Annotated in this window: 2 protein-coding genes; both read right to left on the bottom strand. The window is 70.1% G+C overall.

Annotation, left to right across the window (positions count from 1 at the left end; translation table 11 throughout):
• Positions 1–652, bottom strand: a 652-nt coding sequence (locus KSNIM_RS16820) for a 2-oxoacid:ferredoxin oxidoreductase subunit beta (protein WP_263104032.1), incomplete at its 3' end; no start/stop codon positions are given.
• Positions 649–2,616: 2-oxoacid:acceptor oxidoreductase subunit alpha (locus tag KSNIM_RS16815; RefSeq protein WP_263104031.1), on the bottom strand; the 1,968-nt coding region annotated here is incomplete at its 5' end. The genes KSNIM_RS16815 and KSNIM_RS16820, both read right to left, overlap by 4 nt.

Raw genomic sequence — 2,616 nt, 5'->3', positions numbered from 1 at the left:
TGAAGATGTTGCAGTTCTGGTAGATCTCCACCAGGGCGGCGCCCTGGTGCTCGGCGGCGGCGCGCAGCACGGACTGCAGGTGCTGGCGGTCGGAGTCGATGGTGCGGGCGACGAAGGTGGCCTCGGCGCCGATCGCCAGCGAGAGCGGGTTGAAGGGCGCGTCCAGGGAGCCCATCGGGGTGGACTTGGTGATCTTCCCGACCTCACTGGTGGGCGAGTACTGGCCCTTGGTGAGGCCGTAGATCCGGTTGTTGAACAGCAGGATCTTCAGGTTGACGTTGCGCCGCAGGGCGTGGATCAGGTGGTTGCCGCCGATGGAGAGCGCGTCGCCGTCGCCGGTGACCACCCAGACGCTGAGGTCGCGCCGGGAGGTGGCGAGGCCGGTGGCGATCGCCGGGGCTCTGCCGTGGATGGAGTGCATCCCGTAGGTGTTCATGTAGTACGGGAAGCGTGAGGAGCAGCCGATGCCGGAGACGAAGACGGTGTTCTCGCGGCGGATGCCGAGTTCGGGCATGAAGGACTGGACGGCGGCGAGGATCGCGTAGTCGCCGCAGCCGGGGCACCAGCGGACTTCCTGGTCGGTCTTGAAGTCCTTGACGCTCTGCGGGCCGTCGGCCTTGGGGACCAGGGAGAGCGATCGGAATTCGGTCATCGCTGGTCCTCCGCGTCGAGGGTGCCGATCGCCGCGTGCAGCACATCGGCCAACTGGGCGGCCTTGAAAGGAAGTCCGCGGACCTGGTTGTAGGACTGGGCGTCCACGAGGTACTTGGCGCGCAGCAGCAGGGCGAGTTGGCCGAGGTTCATCTCCGGGACGATGACCCGGTCGTAGCCGTGCAGCACCTGGCCGAGGTTGGCCGGGAAGGGGTTGAGGTGGCGCAGGTGGGCCTGGGCGATGCGGCCGCCGTCGGCGCGGACCCGGCGCACGGCGGCGGTGATCGGTCCGTAGGTGGAGCCCCAGCCGAGGACGAGGACCCGGGCGTCGCCCTGAGGGTCGTCGACCTCCAGCGGGGGGACCTCGATGCCGTCGACCTTGGCCTGCCGGGTGCGGACCATGAAGTCGTGGTTGGCCGGGTCGTAGGAGATGTTGCCGGTGCCGTCCTGCTTCTCGATGCCGCCGATCCGGTGTTCCAGGCCGGGGGTGCCGGGCACCGCCCAGGGGCGGGCCAGCGTGCGCGCATCGCGCTTGTACGGCCAGAAGGCGCGGCTGCCGTCGGGCAGCTCGTGGTTCGGCTCGGTGGCGAAGTCGACCGTCAGGTCGGGCAGTTCGTCGACGGCGGGGATGCGCCAGGGTTCGGAGCCGTTGGCGAGGTAGCCGTCGGAGAGCAGGAAGACCGGGGTGCGGTAGGTCAGCGCGATCCGGGCCGCCTCCAGGGCGGCGGTGAAGCACTCGGCGGGGGTGGCGGGCGCGACGACGGGCACGGGTGCCTCGCCGTTGCGGCCGAACATCGCCTGCAGCAGGTCGGCCTGCTCGGTCTTGGTGGGCAGGCCGGTGGACGGGCCGCCGCGCTGGATGTCCACGACCAGCAGCGGCAGTTCGAGGGAGACGGCGAGGCCGATGGTCTCCGACTTGAGGGCGACGCCGGGGCCGGAGGTGGTGGTGACGCCGAGCGCGCCGCCGAAGGCCGCACCGAGGGCTGCGCCGATGCCGGCGATCTCGTCCTCGGCCTGGAAGGTCCGCACGCCGAAGTTCTTGTGCTTGGACAGCTCGTGCAGGATGTCCGAGGCCGGGGTGATCGGGTACGAGCCGAGGAACAGCGGCAGGCCGGAGCGCGTCGAGGCGGCGATCAGTCCGTAGGAGAGCGCCAGGTTGCCGGAGATGTTGCGGTAGGTGCCTGAGGGCAGCGCGGCCGGGGCGATCTCGTAGGAGACCGCGAAGTCCTCGGTGGTCTCGCCGAAGTTCCAACCGGCGCGGAAGGCCAGGATGTTGGCCTCGGCGATGTCCGGCTTCTTGGCGAACTTCTGGCGCAGGAAGGTCTCGGTGCCGCCGGTCGGCCGATGGTACATCCAGGAGAGCAGGCCGAGCGCGAACATGTTCTTGGCGCGTTCGGCGTCCTTGCGGGCGAGGCCGCTCTCCTTGAGCGCCTCCAGGGTCAGGGTGGTCAGCGGCACCTTGTGCAGCCGGAAGGCGTCGAGCGAGCCGTCGGTAAGCGGGTCGGCGGCGTAGCCGACCTTCGCCAGGGCGCGCTTGGTGAACTCGTCGGTGTTGACGATGATCTCGGCGCCGTGCGGCAGGTCCGGCAGATTGGCCTTCAGCGCGGCCGGGTTCATCGCCACCAGCACGTTGGGGGCGTCGCCCGGGGTCAGGATGTCGTGGTCGGCGAAGTGCAGTTGGAAGCTGGACACGCCCGGCAGGGTGCCGGCGGGTGCCCGGATCTCGGCCGGGAAGTTCGGCAGGGTGGAGAGGTCGTTGCCGAAGGACGCCGTCTCCGAGGTGAAGCGGTCGCCGGTGAGCTGCATGCCGTCGCCGGAGTCCCCGGCGAACCGGATGATCACCCGGTCGAGCCGGCGGGTAGGTTTGACGGGGCGCCCCTGCCTGGCCGCAGGAGGCGCCGAGCCGGCCCGGCCCTCGCTCCCGTCCGAGCCGTCCACTGCCTCTGACTGATCGACCTGACTGGT

The sequence above is a fragment of the Kitasatospora sp. DSM 101779 genome, assembly GCF_025655475.1.
GTDB lineage: Bacteria > Actinomycetota > Actinomycetes > Streptomycetales > Streptomycetaceae > Kitasatospora.
Note: the sequence above shows the minus strand (reverse complement) of the source record. Positions and strands in the feature narration are given on the sequence as shown.